This is a genomic window from Hoylesella enoeca JCM 12259 (assembly GCF_000613405.1).
Lineage (GTDB): Bacteria > Bacteroidota > Bacteroidia > Bacteroidales > Bacteroidaceae > Prevotella > Prevotella enoeca.
Genome location: NZ_BAIX01000004.1, coordinates 1 through 17,444, shown reverse-complemented (window position 1 = coordinate 17,444; position 17,444 = coordinate 1). Strand labels below are relative to the sequence as shown.

Sequence of the window (17,444 nt, the reverse complement as noted above, 5' to 3'; positions counted from 1 at the left end):
GTGTGACAGATGATGTACGTGAAATGCCGATTAATACTTGTGCTCTGTCTGATCTGCGGTGTTTCAACGGCACAACAGATCACAGACATTGTCTTCGAACAGGATGAATATTGGTGGGGTGGCGCCACTGCATTAGGTTCTAAAATGCCTTATGTCGCCCCACTCGAAACGGTTGATATGGCTAATCACAACTATAACAATCAGGTTTCGCCCTTGTTGGTTTCCAGCCGGGGACGTTATGTGTGGAGCGATCGCCCTTTCCGCTTCACGGTTTCGGGCAATAACATCCGTATAGAGTCTGATTACGGCAAGGTGAAAATCAATCGGGGAGGCAGCACGCTGCGTGAGGCTTATCTCGATGCAGCACATAAACACTTCGTGCCCAGCGGCAAACTGCCCGACGAACTGTTTTTCACAATGCCGCAATATAACACGTGGATAGAGTTGATGTACAACCAAAATCAACGAGACATACTAAATTATGCCGAAAACATCGTGAAGAATGGATTCCCGACAGGCATCATCATGATAGACGATAACTGGCAGCGCTATTACGGAAACTTTGAGTTTAAGCCCGACAAGTTCCCCAATCCGCAGGGCATGATAGCTCAACTTCACCGAATGGGATTCAAAGTGATGCTGTGGATCAGTCCATTTGTCTCGGCCGACAGCCCCGAATATCGTTCTCTCACAGCCAAAGGACTGCTGCTGAAAGATACCAGCGGCGATCCTGCCATGATCAAATGGTGGAATGGACAGAGTGCTTGTTTCGATTTAACCAACCCCGGAGCGAAGGCTTATTTGATCCAACAGCTACGCGATATACAACAAGCCTATGGCGTAGACGGATTTAAATTCGACGGCGGCGACAACAATTTCTACGACCGTAGGGATCTCGTGCCGTTCAAAGCGGGCAGCATTGCAGTAGACCACACACGTGCTTGGGCAGAGATCGGCTGTGAGTTTCCCTTCAATGAATACCGTGCAGGTTGGCAAATGGGATGCCGGGAGCTGGTGCAACGGCTGGGAGACAAGGACTATTCTTGGCGAGCTGTGCGCCTACTCATACCCGATATGATCGCCGCAGGCTTGCTGGGCTATGCTTACACTTGCCCCGACATGATCGGCGGAGGCTCTTTCCGCTCGTTCATGAATGTGAATGCTGATCAGTTCGACCAGCGTCTTATCGTTCGTTCAGCCCAAGTGCATGCGCTGATGCCTATGATGCAGTTTTCCGTTGCACCGTGGCGTATCCTTGACAAAGATAATCTTGACATTGTCCGCCGCATGGCCAAGCTGCATCAAAAGTTTGGAAGCTACATCCTGTCGTGCGCCAAACAGTCGGCAACAACGGGCGAACCCATTGTGCGCAACATGGAATACGTCTTCCCGCATCAAGGTTATGCCCAGATAAAAGACCAGTTTATGTTGGGCGACAAATATCTTGTTGCGCCTATTATTGATGATAAGAATACGCGCAACGTCGTTTTGCCCCCAGGGAAATGGACAGATGATCAAGGTCGAATCCATAGGGGCGGGCGCACGATCAAGATCCATGTGCCGCTTGATCGACTCCCTTACTTTGAGCGGATTAAGCAGAAATAAGAGAGCGAAAGGCGTATCCAGAAAAACCATTTATATATCGCTGGGGATTAATGCGCTATCAATTGCATCGCAAGTAACGGTCAATCACGATACCATTAACCGTTAAACGGCGCGTGATCAACGGTTAATGGCAAGCCGTTTAATGGTTAATCATCAGCAGACTGTTACAAACTCGTTTTCTGTCTAAACATTAATTCTTATCAAATGTTAATCCTTTGATTTTTTCGGTACATTCTTTGCACGCCTGTGTCTTAATTAATATAAATCAGAATTCAGTTAAAAGTCTAACTTAAACCGCTATTAACAATGAATGTACACCATTTTATCAAATGCGGCGCTTTGATGTTGCTGTTCTGCATTTGCGGCCTGACGGCTCGCGCACAGACACAAACAGTGACATTGAATCTGCGCAATGTGTCTTTAAAACAAGTGTTCGGCGCCATCGAAAAACAAACCACTTATCGATTTTCTTACCGCAATGTGGTGATCGATGAGCGGCGAGACATCACCGTTTCGCGCACCAATGAAACTGTGCAGGCGGTGCTCGATGCCGTGCTGGAAGGGCGCAATCTGGAATACAAAATCGTCTCTTCTAAGTCGATTGTCATATCAGATAAGCCGCATCAAAGGCCTCAGGTAGTGCGCAAGGCGACTGGCGACGCGTCAGCGGAACCGTGAAAGACAGTCATGGAGATCCCATTGTCGGGGCAAGCGTCTATGAAAAAGGTACCAAAAACGGCACGCTGACCGACGTTGACGGACGTTTCAGCCTGCGTGTCAGAGACAATTCCATGGTCCAGATTTCGTATATCGGGTTCCAGCAGCAAGACATTCGCACGAATGGAAACCGCTCGCTGAATATCGTTTTGACCGAGGACAACAATGCCTTGGATGAAGTTGTGGTTGTGGGTTACGGTTCGCGAAAGAAAGCGAATCTGATTGGCGCCGTGAGTGCTGTGACTGCCGAGCAACTGAAAGATCGCCCCGTGTCGAATGTCGGACAGATGTTGCAGGGTCAAGTGCCTAATCTCAACATCACGTTTGCATCCGGAACGCCGGGTGAAGCCACGCGAATGAATATCCGTGGAGCCACTTCAATCGTCAATTCGGGTGCTCCGTTGGTGCTCATCGACGGTGTGGAAGGCAGTATCGATAGGCTCAATCCCAACGACATCGAGTCAATTTCGGTATTGAAAGACGCTGCTTCGGCTGCCATTTACGGTGCGCGTGCCGGCTTCGGTGTGATTCTTGTCACGACGAAATCAGGCAAAGACGGCACTTCACACATCACTTATAACGGTCGGTTCAGCTTTTCCAGTCCCACAACCAAGACCGATTTCATCACCACCGGCTATGATGCAGCAAGAATCGCCGATGCTTTCAATATGTCAATGAACAATAGCAGCTACACCAATTACACGCAGAGCGACTACGCGGAATTGGAATCTCGCCGTTTCGACAAAACCGAAAATCCTGCCCGTCCATGGGTGGTTACAGGCAGCGACGGCAGGTATCGCTATTACGGGAACTTCGATTGGTACAACTATTTGTTTGATTTCAGTCAGCCAACATGGAATCATAACCTCAACATTTCGGGCGGAACAGACAAGCTGAACTATGTGATCAGCGCCAATCTCAATGATCATAAAGGTATTTATGCCCTTAACACGGATAAATATAAGACCAAGACATTTACCAGCAAGTTTGGTGCACAAGTGAATCCGTGGCTGAAACTCACAGCCACCGCCATGCTTTTCAAGTCGAAATACAAATCGCCTGGCTATGATTATGAAGATGGCGGCAATTTCGGAAACTTGATGTTTCATGCCATGCCTTATGTCATGCCTTACAATCCGGATGGATCCAACGTTTATACGTATGCTCCTTCGGCCAACAAACCAGCTGACGGATTCGCCGCGATGCTGCGTCAAGGCGACGGTTTTACCAAAGTAGACAAGACGCAAGTGACCTTTGCGCTCAACGCTGTGGCACATCTGGCCGAAGGATTGGATCTCGTTGGGAATGTCAGCTATCGTAAATATAATAAGGAGAAGACTTTCCGCCAGGCCGGTTTCACGTATTCGGAACGTCCAGGCGTACTTTTGGAGGCTACATCCGGCTTCTTCGGCAATCGTCTCAAAGAGATCAACACCAAGGAAGAATATTATGTCTATGATCTGTATGCCACTTATCAGAAGACGTTTGACAGTTTGCACAATTTCAATGTTGTTGCCGGCGTGAACCGCGAGACTGGTAAATACAAGAACACCGAGGCTTCGGTGCGTAATCTTTTGTCGAATATTCTCAACGATTTAGCCTTGGGAACGGGCGACAAAGGAGTTAAAGGCGGTCAACATGAATATGCTTTGCTGGGCTATTTCGGCCGGATCAGCTATGATTATGCCGGTAAATACTTAGCCGAAGTAAACATGCGCTATGACGGCACATCGCGTTTCCCGAAAGGAAGTCGCTGGGGTTTCTTCCCATCTGTGGCTGTCGGTTGGCGCATCAGCGACGAACCGTTCTTTAATCCACTGAAAAAGGCGGTGGATAACATGAAGATCCGTTTCTCGGTGGGCTCTCTCGGCAATCAGGTTACAGACGGATATGCCAACCCCTATTATCCTTACATCCGGCGCGTACAAGTGAAATCGTCTGCTAAGTTCAATTATATTTTCGACAATCAATATGTGGCTTATTCCCAGTTAGACAGTCCCGTGTCGGGTGATCTTACTTGGGAGACTATTGTAACGAAGAATATCGGACTCGATCTCGGCTTCTTCAATAATCGATTGACAGCCACATTAGACTTCTATCGACGTGATACGAAAGACATGTTAGCCACTTCGCTCACTCTACCCGATGTCTATGGCTATGCTGCTCCACTTGAAAACAATGGCCAATTACGCACCAATGGTTATGAGATCGTGCTGGGATGGAACGACCGTTTCAATCTTGCCGGCAAACCGTTCACCTATGGATTCGCTGTCTCTTTGGCCGACAGCAAATCTAAATTGATCAAATATCATGGCAATGAAACCAAAACCCTGGGACGTTATTATGAAGGAATGGAATGGGGAGAGATTTGGGGATACCGTATCGAAGGCATCTACCGGACAGATCAAGAAGCTGTTTCGAGAGGCGTGGATCAAAGTTTTATCAACTCACGTTTCACCGATAAAGCCGGTGATCTGATCTATTCCGATTTGGACGGAAGCAAAAAGATCGATAACGGGAAAGGCACCTTGGAAGATCATGGTGACTTGGTGAAACTGGGAAACAGCACCGCTCGCTATCACTATGGCTTCAATGCGAATCTCGCTTGGAATGGAATCGATTTCTCGATCTTCCTCCAAGGCGTTGGGAAACAGAATCTTTATCCCGGCGGCAACAATATGATGTTTTGGGGACCGTATGCCCGTGCTTACTCATCATTCATTCCTGCCGACTTCGAAAATAAGGTTTGGCGAACCGATAATCTTGATTCTTACTTCCCGCGGCAGCCGCAGACCTCGCACGCAACGGCAATGCGATGAGCTATGTCAATGATCGTTATCTTCAAAACTTAGCTTATTGTCGCGTGAAAAATCTCACGTTGGGTTACACGTTACCTGCATCGCTGACACGAAAGATCAATATCAATAAGGTGAGAGTTTATTTCAGCGGAGAGAATCTATTCACTTTCACTGCACTTGACAACAAATATCTCGATCCAGAACAGTTGGCTGTGGATTCCAACGGACGCGTATATCCCTATTCAAAGACATTCTCTTTCGGACTTGACATCACCTTTTAGACAGACATATTTATGAAAACAATCACTTATATAACGCTCGCAGCAACGTTATTCGTTGCGAGTTGCGATTTGGAACGAACACCACAGGACACTCTGGCAGGCACGAATTATTTCAACAACAAAGCCGAATTAGAAGCCTATACCAATGGATTCTATGCCTTGATACCTGCTGCCGAGAACATCTACGGCGAAACTTCGGATATCGTCATACCCACAGCATTGACCTCGGAAGTGCTTGGCACTCGCACTGTTCCGGCTTCCGGCGGCGGTTGGTCATGGCAAATGCTGTCGGATATCAATACTTATCTCAAAAACTCTGTGCGTTGTTCGGATGCCAGTGTACGTGAAGAGTATGACGGAGTAGCTCGTTTTTTCAGGGCTTACTTCTATTTCGAGAAAGTCAAAAGATTTGGAGAAGTGCCCTGGTTTGATCAACCGCTCACGTCCACCGACGATAAGTTGTATGAGGCTCGTACGCCGCGCAATGAATTGATGAGCAATATACTGGCCGACATCAACTATGCCATTGATCATCTTTCGACGACAAAGAGCAAGTATCGCGTGACCAAATGGACTGCACTTGCATTGAAATCGCGTATCTTTTTGTTTGAAGGCACCTTCCGAAAATATCACGGAATCGATGGTTATGACGCCTATCTGACAGAAGCTGTCAATGCTTCCAAACAGTTTATGGACAATAGTCCCTATGCGATTTATAGTAAGGGGACCACGCCTTATAGAGATCTCTTCGCTTCAAACGACGCTAAGGATACAGAAGTTATCCTTGCGCGCAACTATAATTTGGGATTAAACATCGTGCATAGTGTCAACCAATACTTCATCAGCGGCGGTTCGAAGCCCGGTCTCAACAAGAAGATCGTGGATAGCTATTTAATGAGCGATGGTACAAGATTTACCGACCAAGCCGGCTACTCCACAATGACTTACTATCAGGAGATGCAGAATCGCGATCCGCGTTTGGCTCAAACGGTTATCGCTCCGGGCTATACCCGCATCGGAGACACGCAGATCCTCTCACCGAGTTTTGCTTCCACGACCACGGGTTATCAGCTCATCAAATGGGTGACGGATAAGAGTCAGGACAATTACAACAAGTCTTATAACGACATGATCTTGTTCCGCGCAGCCGAAGTTTATCTTAATTACGCTGAGCTAAGGCCGAATTGGGAACACTCACACAGTCGGATCTTGACGCATCGGTGCTGAAAATCAGGCAACGTGTGGGTATGCCAGGTATCAACATGGCAGCAGCCAACGCCGCTCCTGATGCTTATCTCGCCTCGGCCGAGACCGGTTATGCCAACGTCTCGGGTGCAAACAAGGGCGTGATATTAGAGATTCGCCGCGAGAGAACGATCGAACTGTTGTGCGAAGGATTCCGTTATGCCGACCTGATGAGATGGAAAGAGGGTAAGGTTTTTGAACAACAATTCCGCGGTATTTATTGTCCGGCGCTCGATCCGACAAAGAAATTCGTAGTGCTTGACATGAACGGCAACGGCATGAATGATGCGCTCGACATCTGTATCTATGCTGGATCCACGGCACCAAGCAAGGCAACGTATCCCGAGTTGACTGCAATCACCGTCTTTCTCAAGCTCAACGAAAACGTGGAGTTGGCTAACGGCATGGCGGGCGGCAATGTCATTGTGCACGACATACATAAAAACGCTCGCACATGGACCGAAAACCGCGATTATCTCTACCCCATTCCGCAGGATCAGGTCACGCTTTACGGTGGCCGACTCACCCAGAATCCGAATTGGTAAAATGATTGGAGTGAGAGGTGAGAGCCTGAAATGATCAAAATGTTGTTTCAACCGCGGATGAAAGGCAGCATGAACACAAAATTGCTTTTCATCCGTGGATGAAACACAAAACAAGAAAAAGTGAGCCGTTCATCCGTGGATGAAATGCAGAATGAGCAAAAAAATGCCTTTCATCCGTGGATGAAACACAAAACAAGAGAAAATGAATCTTTCATCCGCGGATGAAATGCAGAATGAGCGAAAAATTGCTTTTCATCCGTGGATGAAGCTCAAAAAAAGTTGATTTCTCATTTTCCGCCCCGGCGGAAACAAAAAAGTGACAATAATGAAACAAATATCTTCTATCGCTTTCGGAGCCTTGTTGCTCCTCTTCTCGATATCGACAGTCTGCTGTGGCAATAACGATAACAACGGGAACAATGGCCAAATTCCCACGCCTCCGATCTCACCCACTGACTACTCGTATCGGAAACCCACAGCGGCAAGCATCCGGTTGCTCACCTACAATTCGTTTTACTGCAAGAGCAACACGGCCGATAAAACTTTCAGCGATGCTCACACGCGTCAGTTTGCTGATGTTATTCGAGCCTTGGATGCCGATATTGTGGCCATTCAAGAGCTTGACAGCGCTGTGGCAAGCCGTGGCAAACGTTATCTCTTGCAGCAGATCAAAGAGGCGACGGGCATTGATTATGATGTGTTTTTCGGTTCGGCAGCATCGTTCGATGGCGGACGAATTGGTTGCGGACTATTGGTGAAGAAGTCGATCGGTGTGAGTCGCGTCACTTATGTGCCTTTGGACGGCGACGAACGGCGGATGTTGATCATCGCCCAACTACCTAAATTCACGGTGATGGCCACGCATTTGGATCTCAACAACAGCAAACGCAAGGCCAGTGCAACCACGATTTGCAATGAGGTGAGCCATCTGTCGGGACCAGTTTTCTTGTTGGGCGACCTCAACGATTCGTTCCGATGGAAGCCCGAAGTGTCTGCTTTCCCCGTGCTCAGCGCCTATTTCAGTATTCTGAGTGCCACAGACGGCAGTTTACCCGACAGTCCCGGAGAAACCATCGACTATGTTTTGCTGCATCAAACAGCGGCTTCGAAGATTGTCAAAAAAGGTAGCACGATCGTGAAACGGCTCTCTATCGATGGCGCAGTGAAGGATATTTCCACCGTGTCCGACCATTATCCCGTCTTCGTTGATATTGAAGTTGCTCCTTAATCAACCATCTATGCAGATGCGCTCCAAATCTTTTTCATGCGTTGCCCACCGTTTATGGATGCTGGTTTTCGCGTTTTCTGTAGGGCTTTCGATGCTTGCACAAGACTTCAGCGGCATCCGACGGATGGTGGCGCGACGCTTCCCGACATTGGCAGAACGGGTGGATTTCCATGCGATCAGTGCCGATTCACAAGGGCATGAACGCTTCAGACTATGGACGAAAGATGCTCGCCTGCATATTGAAGCGAGTTCGTTGTCGGCCGCTTCATCTGCCGTCCTTTATTATCTGAACACATACTGCCACCAGAGTATTTCCCATTGCGGCAACAATCTTGCGCCGATTGCGAAATTACCCGAGGTAAAACATCCGACGATGATTGCTTCGCCGTTTGTTTACCGTTATGCACTCAACTATTGCACCTATAATTATAGTTACGCATTTTACGATTGGAAAGATTGGGAATGGGAACTTGACTGGATGGCACTCAATGGCATCAACCTGATGCTTGCCCCTTTGGGAACCGAAATCGTTTGGTTGGAAACGCTGCAAGCGATGGGCTTTTCCGAGGCCGAAATTGCCCGTTTCATTCCTGGTCCGGGCTTCACAGCATGGTGGCTGATGGGCAATCTCGAAGGCTGGGGCGGTCCGATGAGTCACCGAATGATGTTGGATCGCTGCACTTTGCAGCAAAAGATTCTGAGGCGAATGGCCGAACTGGGAATCACGCCAGTCATGCAAGGTTTCTTCGGGATGGTTCCGCGTGCGCTGAAAACACACAAACCCGATGCGCCTATCGTTGATCAAGGACGTTGGGACAAGTTTGATCGCCCCGCGGTGCTGCTTCCCGGCAATGCCGTTTTCGACCGAATGGCCCGCACCTATTATGAAAGCATGCGCCGACATTATGGCAACGGATTGAAATTTTTTGGTGGAGATCTCTTTCATGAAGGCGGAAAGACCGACGGAATGGATGTTACCCGCACCGCAACACTCGTTCAGCAAACGATGCTGCGAAATGTTCCCGATGCCGTTTGGCTGTTGCAGGGATGGAACAATAATCCCAAACGCGCGCTCGTCGATGGTTTGGACAAACACCATACACTGATTGTCAACCTTGCGGGAGAGATAACCTCGACATGGGAAGCCACCGATGAATTTTATCACACGCCCTGGATATGGGGCAGCGTCAATCATTTCGGAGGCAAGACCGACATGGGCGGTCAGCTGCCCGTCTTGGTTTCAGAACCTCACCGGGCATTGGCCGAGTCGCGAGACAGTCTGATGCGCGGCGTGGGAATTCTGCCCGAAGGCATTGGAACCAATCCGATCGTCTATGATCTGGCGCTGAAAACAGCGTGGAAAGATAAAGCCCCCAACCTCGATTCACTGTTGCATGATTACGTGTTTTACCGTTATGGCCGTTGGAACGACGATGTGTATCAAGCTTGGAAACTGCTGGCTCGATCCGTTTACGGCGAATTCAAGATCAAAGGCGAAGGCACTTTCGAATCCGTCTTCTGTGCACGCCCGAGTCTGCATGTGACAAGTGTTTCGACGTGGGGGCCCAAACAAATGCAATATGATCCGCAAATGCTGGTGCAAGCCTTGGTCAAGATGCGCCGCGCCGCAGACCAATTCGCTCGTTCGGAGACGTTCCGCTATGATTTGGTGGACCTCGCCCGCCAAGTGCTTGCCAATCATGCGCGCGACGCTTATCGCCAATCTGTCCGAGCATTCAATGACAGCAATCGGCAGGAACTGCATCGGAGCAGCAGCGAATTTATGCATCTGCTGGATTTGCAAGACCGACTTCTCGCCACCGACAGTCATTTTCTCCTGGGTCGTTGGCTCGCCCAGGCATCACGTTACGGTGCGACTCCGGCCGATCGGCAACGTTCGGAGCATAACGCTCGCGTGCAGATCACCTATTGGGGACCCGACAATCACGAAACGAGAATCCATGATTACGCCAATAAAGAATGGTCGGGCCTGCTCCGAGACTATTATCTCCCGCGCTGGAAAGCCTTTTATACCGACCTCGAAAATCGTTTAGAAGGTCGTCATTCGTCGCCCGTCGATTACTTCGCCATGGAGAAGTCGTGGACCGAATGCCACAACGTTTATCCCATCTCACCGCAAGGCGATTTCCGAAAGATGGTAGATGAGGTGATCAAAAACGCTTACTTGCCTTACAAACAAGCGTCTTTGAGCGCGCAACTAAGGGCAAATGATCTTGCTCGCCGAATGTCGTTGCGTGAGAAGTTGGCGCAGATGCGTCACATACACGTCAAACATTTCGATGCCGATGGGCGTGTAGACCTGTCCAAACTCACTTCATCGCGCACCGGCGGAATGAGTTTCGGCTGCATGGAAGCCTTTCCTTATTCTTCGGAGCAATATCTTCGAGCCGTCTACACCATTCAGAAAGCGATGCGCGAAGACACGCGTTGGGGTATTCCCGTGATCCCGGTGATGGAAGGTTTGCATGGCGTGGTGCAGGACGGATGCACAATTTTCCCGCAAACAATCGCTCAGGCGGCCACGTTTAACCCATCATTGATTCGTCGAATGGGCGAAATGATCGGTCGAGAGATGCGTGCCATCGGAGCGAAACAAGTTTTGGCGCCCGACTTAGACATCGCGCGCGAACTGCGTTGGGGGCGCGTTGAAGAAACATTCGGCGAAGATCCGTATCTCATTTCACGGATGGGCGCAGCCTATGTAACAGGACTTCAAAGCGAGGGAGTCATCCCAACGCTCAAGCATTTCACAGCACACGGCACACCGACAGGCGGACTTAATCTGGCGTCGGTGCATGGAGGACGACGCGAATTGCTCGATCTCTATGTCAAACCGTTTGCTCATGTCATTCGCACAACGGGTGCGTTGTCGGTCATGAACTGTTACAGCAGCTATGATCAAGAGGCTATCACGGCCTCGCCTTATTATCTCACGGATCTTCTCCGAGACAGTCTCGGTTTCCGTGGATATGTCTATTCCGATTGGGGTTCAATCCCGATGTTACGCTACTTTCACCGAACGGCAGCGTCGGAAGCCGATGCTGCTCGCCAGGCTATCACTGCGGGCGTGGATCTCGAAGCCGGAAGCGATTATTATCGCACGGCCGAACAGTTGGTCAGAGAGGGCCAGTTAGACTCTGCTTTGATTGATCGATCCGTGCAACGAATCCTTTACACCAAGTTTGCTTCGGGTCTTTTCGATGAGACTTTACCCGACACCGTCGGCTGGCAAAAGCATATTCACACGCCCGAAGCCATTCAAACGGCCAAAGCGATAGCTGATGAAAGCATCGTGTTATTGGAGAATCGCCATGGCATCTTGCCTCTTTCCCCCGACCGTTTACGCTCCGTGGCTGTTATCGGACCTAATGCCGATCGCGTGCAATTCGGTGATTACTCATGGAGTCAGGACAATCGAGACGGCATCACACCACTTTCGGGAATTCGGCAACTCATCGGCGATCGTGTCACAATCCGCTATGCACAGGGCTGCGATCTATATTCGCAGGACACGAAAGGCTTTGACAAAGCTGTGAAAGCAGCCCGACAAAGTGATATTTCGATCATTGTCGTCGGCACACAGAGCGCTTTGCTGGCGCGTCCCACGCTTCCTGCGACCAGCGGAGAAGGTTATGATCTGTCTGATTTGCGATTGCCCGGCGTGCAACAACAGCTGATTGAGGCTGTCGCACGACTCAACAAACCTTTTATTGTGGTGTTAGTGACGGGTCGACCACTCATTGTTGAGTCTTTCCGCAACACAGCCTCGGCACTTTTAATACAATGGTATGGCGGCGAGCAAGCCGGTCTTTCGCTGGCCGAAACACTCTTCGGACATCTCAATCCATCAGGGAAACTGCCCGTTTCGTTCCCTAAAAGCAACGGACAAACACCTGTTTTCTATAACTATTTGCCCACAGACAAAGGCTATTATAATAAGAAAGGGAAACTCGATAAACCCGGACGCGATTACGTTTTCAGCGATCCCTATCCTGCTTATGCATTCGGTCATGGCCTAACTTACACTCAATTCCATTACGATCAACTGCAAGTTGCATCGCGTTTAGCCGTTAGTGGCGACACGATTAACATCAAATTCAAACTGACCAACATCGGACCGCGTCGCGGAAAGGAAACAGCGCAACTCTATGTGCGCGATTTGGTGAGTTCGGTAGCCACACCGATCAAACAACTTTATGGCTTTGAGAAAGTGGATCTTGCCCCCCACGAAAGCCGTGAAATACAGTTTCGCTTGCCCATTTGCGATCTTGCCCTTCACGATCGCAATCTGCGCAACGTAGTGGAAGCTGGTGATTTCGAAATCCAGATCGGTGAATCGTCAGACCATATCTTGCTGCGCGACACGCTTCGAGTAACAGATGATCGCACTATGCATACCTCAACGCCCGCCCATTCACCATCGATCACGATGCAAGTGGGTGCAGAAATTACTGTTAGTGGTATCGTTCGTGACGTTCAGGCATCCGTTATGCCCCATGTGAAAGTGACGTCGCAGCTTGGTGCCCGATCTGTTTTCACCGATCGAAACGGCCATTATCGCATTGCAACTCGCATCGGCGACCGACTCCGTTTTACGCTCAAAGGTTATAAAACAGTTGATTTACTCATCACGGCCGACACTCTTCCCGACATCGAAATGATGTCAGATATTGAGTGAAAAGATGTGTTTTATCAAACAAATGATCGTATCTTTGCACCAACAAAACGTTTGTTGTAACAACGAATGTTGTGTTTTGAAGAAATCGAACATGATGATTGGATCTGTAAAAAAATACCAACAATGAAACGAAAAAGCTTATTTTTAAGTCTGTCGGCAGCCTGTTTGATGTTGCTGCCGCAGTCGGTTAAGGCACAGTTCAACTGGCCTTACAAAGTGAACAACGGCACAGCTGTGACCGAAGTACCTGTACGTCCCGCCGGACAAAAGGATGTTATCAACCTCACAACACCTAAACTGAAAGTCGTTCGCGTAGGATTCGTGGGCTTGGGTATGCGTGGTCCTGGTGCAGTTGAGCGTTGGACGCATATCCCCGGCATACAAGTCGTGGCGCTTTGCGACTATGAACGCGAGCGGGCAGAGGCTTGTCAGAAGATTCTTCGCAATGCAAGTATGCCTGCGGCAGCCGTTTATTCGGGTGAAGATGGCTATAAAGCGTTATGCAAACGCAAAGATATCGATCTCGTCTACATAGCTACCGACTGGCTGCATCACTTCCCCGTGGCTCGCGAAGCGATGCTCAACGGCAAGCATACAGCCATAGAAGTGCCCTCAGCAATGAATATGCACGAGATATGGGAGCTTATCAATCTGTCTGAAAAGACTCGCCTGCACTGCATGATACTTGAAAACTGCTGCTATGATTTCTTTGAACTCAACTCGCTTAACATGGCGCAGAAAGGCGTTTTCGGTGAAGTGATCTATGTGCAGGGCGCTTATCGCCATGATCTTACGCCTTTCTGGAATGAATATTGGAAGCGAAATGCCGACGATAAGTTGGGTTGGCGTCTGGCATATAACAAAGACTTCCGTGGCGATGTCTATGCAACGCACGGTTTAGGACCCATTGCACAGGTGCTCAATATTCATCGCGGCGATCGCATGCGCACGTTGGTGGCCATGGATACGAAGTCGGTGAACGGACGGAAGCATGTGGAAGAGATGACGGGAAAGGCTTGCACCGATTTCAAAAACGGTGATCAGACCACCACACTCATTCGTACCGAGGATGGCAAAGTGATCGAAATTCATCACAATGTGATGACGCCGCAACCCTATAATCGCATGTATCAGCTCACGGGAACAACCGGTTTTGCCAACAAATACCCCATCGAAGGCTATGCATTGTCGTCAAAAGAGATGTCGAAAGCCGGTGTCAAACCGTCGGCCGATGATCTTTCGGGCCACAGTTATCTCTCGCGCAATGATGCCGACGCGTTAGTCAAAGCCTATACGAGTCCGCTTGTGAAGAAATATGGCGATGAGGCAAAAGAAGTGGGAGGCCATGGCGGCATGGATTTCATCATGGACAGCCGATTGGTTTATTGTTTGCAGAACGGTCTTCCGCTCGATATGGATGTCTATGATTTGGCAGAATGGTGTTGTTTAGCTGAACTCGGAGCGATCTCGATGGATCATGGCAACATCCCGGTAGAGGTGCCCGATTTCACGCGCGGCCATTGGAAAGATGTTAAAGGTTACTCACATGCTTATGCTTCGCCCGTCGATGAGGCGCAGGCTGCTGCCGATGCACAGGCTTTCACAGCCAAACTGAAAGCGCAAGGCAAGAAGTATTGGGAGAAAATCGATAAGAAAACTAAGTGAACGAGTGAATGAGTTGGCAAGTTGCCAACTCGTTTACTAAAACCAACTAATCGTTAATCGCCTTGCAACTAACTGTTGATCGCTCTGTAACCAACAGTTAGTTGCAAGGCGATTAACGATTCAATGGAAACGGCTTCATATCCGATTGAAAAACAAGTAGATATGAAGCCGTATTGATTTATTCGTCATCCGCTTGGCGGATGTCGTCAATCAGGCAGAAAGGTAGTGCTTTATTTGAGCACGCCGAGCTCTTTCCCTACTTTGATAAAGGCATCAATACAGCGATCAAGCTGGTCTTTTGTGTGTCCCGCAGAGAGCTGAACGCGAATACGCGCTTGCTCTTTCGGCACCACAGGATAGTAGAATCCCGTTACGTAAATACCCTCGTCGAGCATTCGCGAAGCATAAACCTGCGATAGTTTGGCATCATAAAGCATCACGGCACATATCGCGCTCTGCGTGGGTTTGATGTCGAAGCCTGCCGAAAGCATCTTATCACGGAAATAATTGACGTTTTCCACGAGGCGATCGTGCAGTTCGTTGTTCTCCTTCAACATCTTGAAGACCTCTAAACTGGCACCGATGATACAGGGAGCAAGCGAGTTTGAGAACAGATAAGGCCTGCTGCGTTGGCGCAACATATCGATAATCTCCTTGCGTCCTGTGGTGAATCCGCCCAGCGCACCGCCAAAAGCTTTGCCCAAAGTGCCCGTATAGATGTCCACGCGACCGTAAGTTCCGCAGAGTTCGCTTACTCCGTGACCTGTATTTCCTACCACTCCGGCCGAGTGAGACTCGTCAACCATCACGAGTGCATCGTATTTTTCGGCCAAATCGCATATCTTATCGATGGGCGCAACGTTGCCATCCATTGAGAAAACACCATCTGTACAAATAATACGAAACCGCTGAGCCTGAGCCTCTTTCAAGCAACGCTCCAGATCGTTCATATCTGCATTCTGATAGCGATAGCGTTTGGCTTTGCACAAACGCACGCCGTCGATGATAGAAGCGTGATTGAGCGAGTCGCTGATAATGGCGTCTTCGTCGGTGAACAAGGGTTCAAACACACCGCCGTTGGCATCGAAACATGCTGCGTAAAGAATGGTATCTTCCGTTTTGAAGTAGTCGGAGATAGCCGCTTCAAGCTCTTTATGGGCGTCTTGCGTACCACAAATGAAGCGTACCGACGACATTCCGAATCCTCGTTTGTCCATCATTGCCTTGGCACCATCGATGAGTCGCGGATGATTGGACAGTCCCAAATAATTGTTTGCACAGAAGTTGAGCACCTCTTCGCCTTTAACAGTGATGGCAGCTTGCTGTGCACTCTCGATGATTCGTTCTTCTTTGTAAAGTCCGGCATCACGAATCTCAGCCAGAGTCTTGCTGAGATGGTCTTTCATTTTCCCATACATAAGGTTCGATTTTTTAGATTTGTTACCGCAAAGTAAGACAATATTTCCGACAATCTGCGGCCTGTCAATATCTTTTTTCCGTCAAATCGTTATATTTTAACATATTTAACGCTTCTCGTGCACAAGTTAATCGGGAAAGCATTTACTTTGTACGTGAAAAACAAAAACATATTAAAATAAGATGAAAAGAATCTTAGTAATCGGTTCTACGGGACAAATCGGTTCGGAACTGACCAGAGAATTGAGGGCGCGTTATGGCAATCAGAATGTCATCGCAGGTTACATTACAGGTGCAGAGCCCACAGGCGAGTTGAAAGAAGGCGGTCCGTCGGCTATCGCTGATGTGACAGACGGTGCGGGAATTACCGAGATTGTGAAGCAATATAATATCGACACTATCTACAACTTGGCTGCACTGCTGTCTGTTGTAGCTGAATCTAAGCCGCGTTTGGCGTGGAAAATCGGCATCGACGGCCTGTGGAACATCCTTGAAGTGGCCCGAGAGAACGGCTGTGCAGTATTTACACCGAGTTCGATAGGCTCGTTCGGCCCCGACACCCCGCACCAGATGACACCGCAAGACACCATTCAGCGACCTGCAACAATCTACGGCGTATCGAAAGTTACGACAGAGTTGCTGAGCGATTATTATCAAAAGAAGTACGGCGTTGACACTCGCTCGGTACGTTTTCCGGGCATTATCTCTTATTTAACACCACCGGGCGGCGGCACGACCGATTATGCCGTGGACATCTATTACTATGCCGTGAGGGGTGAAAAGTTTACTTGCCCCATCCGTAAAGGCACTAAAATGGATATGATGTATATGCCCGATGCCCTTAATGCAGCCATCAGTCTGATGGAAGCCGACCCGCAACGACTTATCCATCACAACGGATTCAATATCGCATCGATGAGTTTTGATCCTGACACACTGTATCAAGCGATTCGCAAATACAAACCGACTTTTGAGATGGTTTATGACGTAGACCCGTTGAAAGAGCAGATTGCAGAGAGCTGGCCCGACCAAATGGACGACTCGTGTGCCCGTAATGAGTGGGACTGGAAGCCTCAATACGACCTTGATGCGATGACACGCGATATGCTGGAAAAACTTTCCAAGAAACTGTTACACCAATAAACAGCTGCACTTCTCGTACGAAATGTGCGGGAAGTGCATATCCAATACATCGAATCGGCGGCTTATCGGGAGAAAGAATGTATCTCCGATAAGCCGCCGATA

Annotated in this window: 9 protein-coding genes and 1 pseudogene; 9 read left to right on the top strand and 1 reads right to left on the bottom strand. The window is 49.0% G+C overall.

Annotated features, from left to right (window positions below; genetic code table 11):
- Positions 1–12: 12 nt before the first annotated feature.
- From JCM12259_RS02265 to JCM12259_RS02230, 8 genes and pseudogenes are all read left to right on the top strand, one after another.
- Entirely contained in the window at positions 13–1,605 is a 1,593-nt protein-coding gene (locus JCM12259_RS02265) for a glycoside hydrolase family 31 protein (protein ID WP_025065259.1), read from the top strand.
- A gap of 306 nt (positions 1,606–1,911) precedes the next feature.
- The gene (locus JCM12259_RS16880; RefSeq protein WP_025065258.1) at positions 1,912–2,283 is read left to right on the top strand and encodes an STN domain-containing protein; all 372 of its coding nucleotides are present in this window, start codon (positions 1,912–1,914) and stop codon (positions 2,281–2,283) included.
- The gene (locus tag JCM12259_RS13370; protein WP_051559092.1) at positions 2,280–5,141 is read left to right on the top strand and encodes a SusC/RagA family TonB-linked outer membrane protein; all 2,862 of its coding nucleotides are present in this window, start codon (positions 2,280–2,282) and stop codon (positions 5,139–5,141) included. Before JCM12259_RS16880 ends, JCM12259_RS13370 begins: the two co-directional genes overlap by 4 nt.
- Positions 5,138–5,401, top strand: a complete 264-nt coding sequence (locus JCM12259_RS17090) for a TonB-dependent receptor (RefSeq protein ID WP_051559088.1) — start codon at positions 5,138–5,140, stop codon at positions 5,399–5,401. The genes JCM12259_RS13370 and JCM12259_RS17090 overlap by 4 nt, the downstream gene beginning before the upstream one ends.
- Positions 5,402–5,413: 12 nt before the next feature.
- A pseudogene (locus tag JCM12259_RS13365) lies at positions 5,414–7,191 on the top strand (RagB/SusD family nutrient uptake outer membrane protein).
- Between the two features lie 325 nt (positions 7,192–7,516).
- Positions 7,517–8,419: an endonuclease/exonuclease/phosphatase family protein gene (locus tag JCM12259_RS02240; protein ID WP_025065257.1), complete on the top strand. Its 903-nt coding sequence runs from the start codon at positions 7,517–7,519 to the stop codon at positions 8,417–8,419.
- A 16-nt stretch (positions 8,420–8,435) separates the two neighbouring features.
- On the top strand, positions 8,436–13,118 hold the full coding sequence (locus JCM12259_RS02235) for an alpha-N-acetylglucosaminidase TIM-barrel domain-containing protein (RefSeq protein WP_148299548.1): 4,683 nt from the start codon (positions 8,436–8,438) through the stop codon (positions 13,116–13,118).
- Between the two features lie 123 nt (positions 13,119–13,241).
- Positions 13,242–14,783, top strand: a complete 1,542-nt coding sequence (locus JCM12259_RS02230; protein ID WP_025065255.1) for a Gfo/Idh/MocA family protein — start codon at positions 13,242–13,244, stop codon at positions 14,781–14,783.
- A gap of 230 nt (positions 14,784–15,013) precedes the next feature.
- Here JCM12259_RS02230 and kbl read toward each other — a convergent pair whose 3' ends face one another.
- Entirely contained in the window at positions 15,014–16,201 is a 1,188-nt protein-coding gene (kbl, locus tag JCM12259_RS02225; protein WP_025065254.1) for a glycine C-acetyltransferase, read from the bottom strand.
- A 181-nt stretch (positions 16,202–16,382) separates the two neighbouring features.
- Here kbl and JCM12259_RS02220 point away from each other — a divergent pair, with 181 nt between their 5' ends.
- Entirely contained in the window at positions 16,383–17,342 is a 960-nt protein-coding gene (locus tag JCM12259_RS02220) for an NAD-dependent epimerase/dehydratase family protein (protein ID WP_024991610.1), read from the top strand.
- Positions 17,343–17,444 lie beyond the last annotated feature (102 nt).

Coding starts and splice junctions, on each gene's coding strand:
- JCM12259_RS02265 (WP_025065259.1), top strand. CDS start 13: ATGTACGTGAAATGCCGATTAATACTTGTGCTCTGTCTGATCTGCGGT.
- JCM12259_RS16880 (WP_025065258.1), top strand. CDS start 1,912: ATGAATGTACACCATTTTATCAAATGCGGCGCTTTGATGTTGCTGTTC.
- JCM12259_RS17090 (WP_051559088.1), top strand. CDS start 5,138: ATGAGCTATGTCAATGATCGTTATCTTCAAAACTTAGCTTATTGTCGC.
- JCM12259_RS02240 (WP_025065257.1), top strand. CDS start 7,517: ATGAAACAAATATCTTCTATCGCTTTCGGAGCCTTGTTGCTCCTCTTC.
- JCM12259_RS02235 (WP_148299548.1), top strand. CDS start 8,436: ATGCGCTCCAAATCTTTTTCATGCGTTGCCCACCGTTTATGGATGCTG.
- JCM12259_RS02230 (WP_025065255.1), top strand. CDS start 13,242: ATGAAACGAAAAAGCTTATTTTTAAGTCTGTCGGCAGCCTGTTTGATG.
- kbl (WP_025065254.1), bottom strand. CDS start 16,201: ATGTATGGGAAAATGAAAGACCATCTCAGCAAGACTCTGGCTGAGATT.
- JCM12259_RS02220 (WP_024991610.1), top strand. CDS start 16,383: ATGAAAAGAATCTTAGTAATCGGTTCTACGGGACAAATCGGTTCGGAA.